The organism is Anaerococcus sp. Marseille-P3625 (assembly GCF_900232825.1).
Lineage (GTDB): Bacteria > Bacillota > Clostridia > Tissierellales > Peptoniphilaceae > Anaerococcus.
The window spans coordinates 1-3,393 of record NZ_OCTP01000003.1; the positions used below are offsets into that span (position 1 = coordinate 1).

Consider the following 3,393-nt stretch of genomic DNA (forward strand, 5'->3'; position numbering starts at 1 on the left):
CGCTACCCGTTCTTCTCTCCTAGATGTCGCCACCTAAAACTTCGGGGTCGCTATTAGATTCGTTGGTAACTACGCTCTGTAGGGATTTTCACCCCAGCATTAGAACATGCCCGTCATACTGTAAAAAGGAGTAACGCTATGGCTACTCCTCGTTTAATACTCTTATTCATTTTTCTATCCTTTCTTATTTTACATTTTTAAATACATAGACTGCTTTTCTAGCATCGTCCCATTCTATTGTTTGGTTTTTACCATCTTTAATATCTCCATGACTTGCCCCAAAAGCTTTAGCAATATTTGAAATTGAAGCATGAATTCTTCCATTTATAATCACTGGCTTAACATCTGAATTGTAGACCTTTCCATCTGAATCTTTCATAACACCAGTATCAATATTTAGTCTTAATGTCTTTTTAGCTAAGATATTGTTCTCTTTATTTGAGAAAATAGCTTCACGAGTAGAATTGTCATACTCAACATTAAAACCTAGAGTATAAGCGATATATCTTACTGGAATCATAGTTCTTCCTTGATCCACATAAGTTTTTACATCCATATAGACTGTTGTCTTACCATCTTTGTTGATAATGTTATAAAAGTTTTTGTCTACTTGAAAAACTGCAAATTCTTTTTCATCTTTAACTTGTTTTTTACCTTGTTGTTCCTCTTGCTTTTTCATCTTGTTAAGATCAAATTGATTTAGAATGTTCTTGTCATCAGCTTTCAAAAGTTCGTCCCACTTCTTATCTTGAGATTTCTTATCTTCTTTCTTCTCTTTGTTTTCTTTTTGGAGTTTTAGAAGTTCATCTAATTTCTTAGATAAGTCTTGGTTTAGATTTTTATCTTTTTCATCTTTAGCTTGTTTCTCAAGTTCTTCTTTCGCTTTTTTATTTGCTTCCTCGATTAACTTCTTTGCTTCTTCAATTTTCTTATCTAATTCTTCTTTTAGTTTTTTAATTTCTTCATCAGAAGCTTTTTGTTTTTCTTCTAGTCCTTTAATCTTATCTTCTAATTCTTTTTTTGTATTTTCAGAAGATTCTTTTAAACTATCAATAGCCTTTTGAAGCTCTTCAATTTTCTTACAGCATTCTGACTTAGAATTTTCTGTATCTTTCTTTTTAGACTCTAAGTCTCTTATCTTAGCATCTTTTTCATCAAGAGCTTTTTCTAAGTCCTTAATTCTATTATCTTTATCTTCAATTTCTTTAGTCTTCTTTGCAAGTTCTCCTTCTAAAGACTCAAGCTTTTCTTGCATTTCTTTGATTTTATTTTCGTTTTTATCGGTCTTTTCTTTCTCAGCTTCTAACTCCCATTTTGTAGATGAATAATCTTCTTTTAGTTTTGCATTTTCATCTTGTAATCTTTTTAGTTCATCTTTAAGCTGAGTAATTTCTGCTATTAGTTCATCATTGTTAGAATTTTTAAGATCCTCAATTTCTTTATTCAATTGAGCAATCTTATTGTCTTTCTCTCTAATCTCTTCTTCTAACTTAGACTTTTCTTGTTTTAGTTTCTCTCCATTATCTTTGCAAGATTCTAACTTTCCCTTTAATTCGTCTATCTTTGATTGGTCTTCTTGTTTCTTTTCATTTAATTCTTTAATCTGATTTTCTAAGTCCTTAATGTTTTTTGTTAAATCATCAATCTTATTGTCCTTTTCATCAATATCTTGCCCTGTTAAATCTGTTTGAGTATCAATGGAATATTTATTTGGATTGTAAATCTTGATAGTTCCTGAATAGTAGTATTTTGGAACTGAAAAGTCCAATTCTACCATGTCTACATCTTTTGGAAATATCAATCCTCCATCTTCATCTTTGATTAGATTTTTGTAATTAGAAATTCCAAGTTCTCCATTATATCCTAGATTATTAAGATAGAAAGGATTTTGTTTTGGTCTATATTCTACAACTTGATTCCCTATTAACTTAGCTCCAGTATTATTAAGTTTAGGATTGCTTGGTGCATTAATTCTCCTTAATGCGTTCTTATAAAAAGCTCCACCTTCAATAACTTCAACACTATCTGGTATTTCAATTTCTTCTAGTTCGTTTTCAAAGAATAATCCATCTTTTATAACCTTTAACCCTTTTGGAAGTCTAGCTCTTTTTATCTTATTTTCTCTAAAAGCAGCACCACCAAGGTTTGTTACTGAATCAGGAATATAGATTTCTTCTAAATTTGTATTGTTAAATGCCCAACTTTCAATTGTTTTTAAATTGCTTGGCAATTTAATTTCTCTTATTGGGCAATATACAAAAGAGTTGCTCTTAATTGTTTCTAGGGATTCTGGTAAAGTAATCTTCAAATCTTTTAACTTTGATATTCTTGGAATATCAAACATATTTTGTGAGTAACCAGAACTATTTATATATCCAATAGTTTTAGTACCTTCTAAAAACTTAATTTCTTGAGTTTTCTCTGCTTTTTCCCATCCTGTTTTACTTAGTCCTGCTACATGAGTCTTATCTCCTTGATGGTAAATAAAATCATCTTCCGTCCAAGTAACATCAGACTTTGCAAATGCACTTGTATGCACAGTTGATGTCAAAATTAATAAAAGAGCCATAAAAAAGGCTCTTAGTTTGTTCGTATTAAATTTCTTCATTATGAATGTTCTCCTTTTCTTTTAATTTTTCTTCTCTTTTTCTATCATTGATTTTCTCCATTAATTCTTCCAAGCTGATATTGTTCCTCCTAAGAGTTACAATTATTTCTTCATTTTCAACTTGTATTTCTTCATCGCAAATTTCCTTGTATTTTGCATTTAGATCTTTTAATTTCTCTTCTATTTTTTTCTTTTTGTTTCTAATACTTATAAGCTTTCTGTTCACATAATATCTCCCTTCTATCTTGGTCTTCCAAAACCATAAAAGTGTGATTTCCAATATTTTGAATTTATTGATGTGTATTGAATTGGATCTCCTGCGTGAATCATCATTCCATTACCTGCGTATATTCCTACGTGAGATATTGGTGTTCCACTGTTATATGTTGAATGGAAAAATATAATATCTCCAGGTTGAGCTTCACTTGGACTGACTGGGTTACAATAGTCTTTGTATATTCTCCATGCAGTTGTTCTTGGCATTCTCTTTACACCAGACTTTGTAAATGACCAACATACAAAACCTGAGCAGTCAAAGTTAGATGGTCCACTTGCTCCAAACACATATCTTTTGCCTATATGTTTTTCTGCTTCATTAAATAAGGCTTTGGCAGTAGCTGAATCAAAAGCAAGACCAGGATTTCCAAAGTTTGGATTATCTACTATTTCTCCTAAGTCCCCATTACCTGATCCAAAAACATCTCCCATATTTCCCTTAGCTTCAAGAAGAGCTTCATAATGAACTACATTGTCTGGATAATCTTTAAATATTTCCCTAACAACTT

General features: G+C 30.9%; 3 protein-coding genes. All 3 read right to left on the reverse strand.

Features of this window, described 5'->3' with window-relative positions; genetic code table 11:
- Positions 1-184: 184 nt before the first annotated feature.
- Complete coding sequence (locus CS884_RS00025; protein ID WP_099320114.1) at positions 185-2,608, reverse strand: leucine-rich repeat protein; 2,424 nt, start codon at positions 2,606-2,608, stop codon at positions 185-187.
- On the reverse strand, positions 2,595-2,834 hold the full coding sequence (locus CS884_RS00030; protein WP_001080402.1) for a hypothetical protein: 240 nt from the start codon (positions 2,832-2,834) through the stop codon (positions 2,595-2,597). The genes CS884_RS00025 and CS884_RS00030 overlap by 14 nt, the downstream gene beginning before the upstream one ends.
- A gap of 14 nt (positions 2,835-2,848) precedes the next feature.
- A partial coding sequence (locus tag CS884_RS00035; RefSeq protein ID WP_180753273.1) for a C40 family peptidase occupies positions 2,849-3,393 on the reverse strand: 545 nt, incomplete at its 5' end.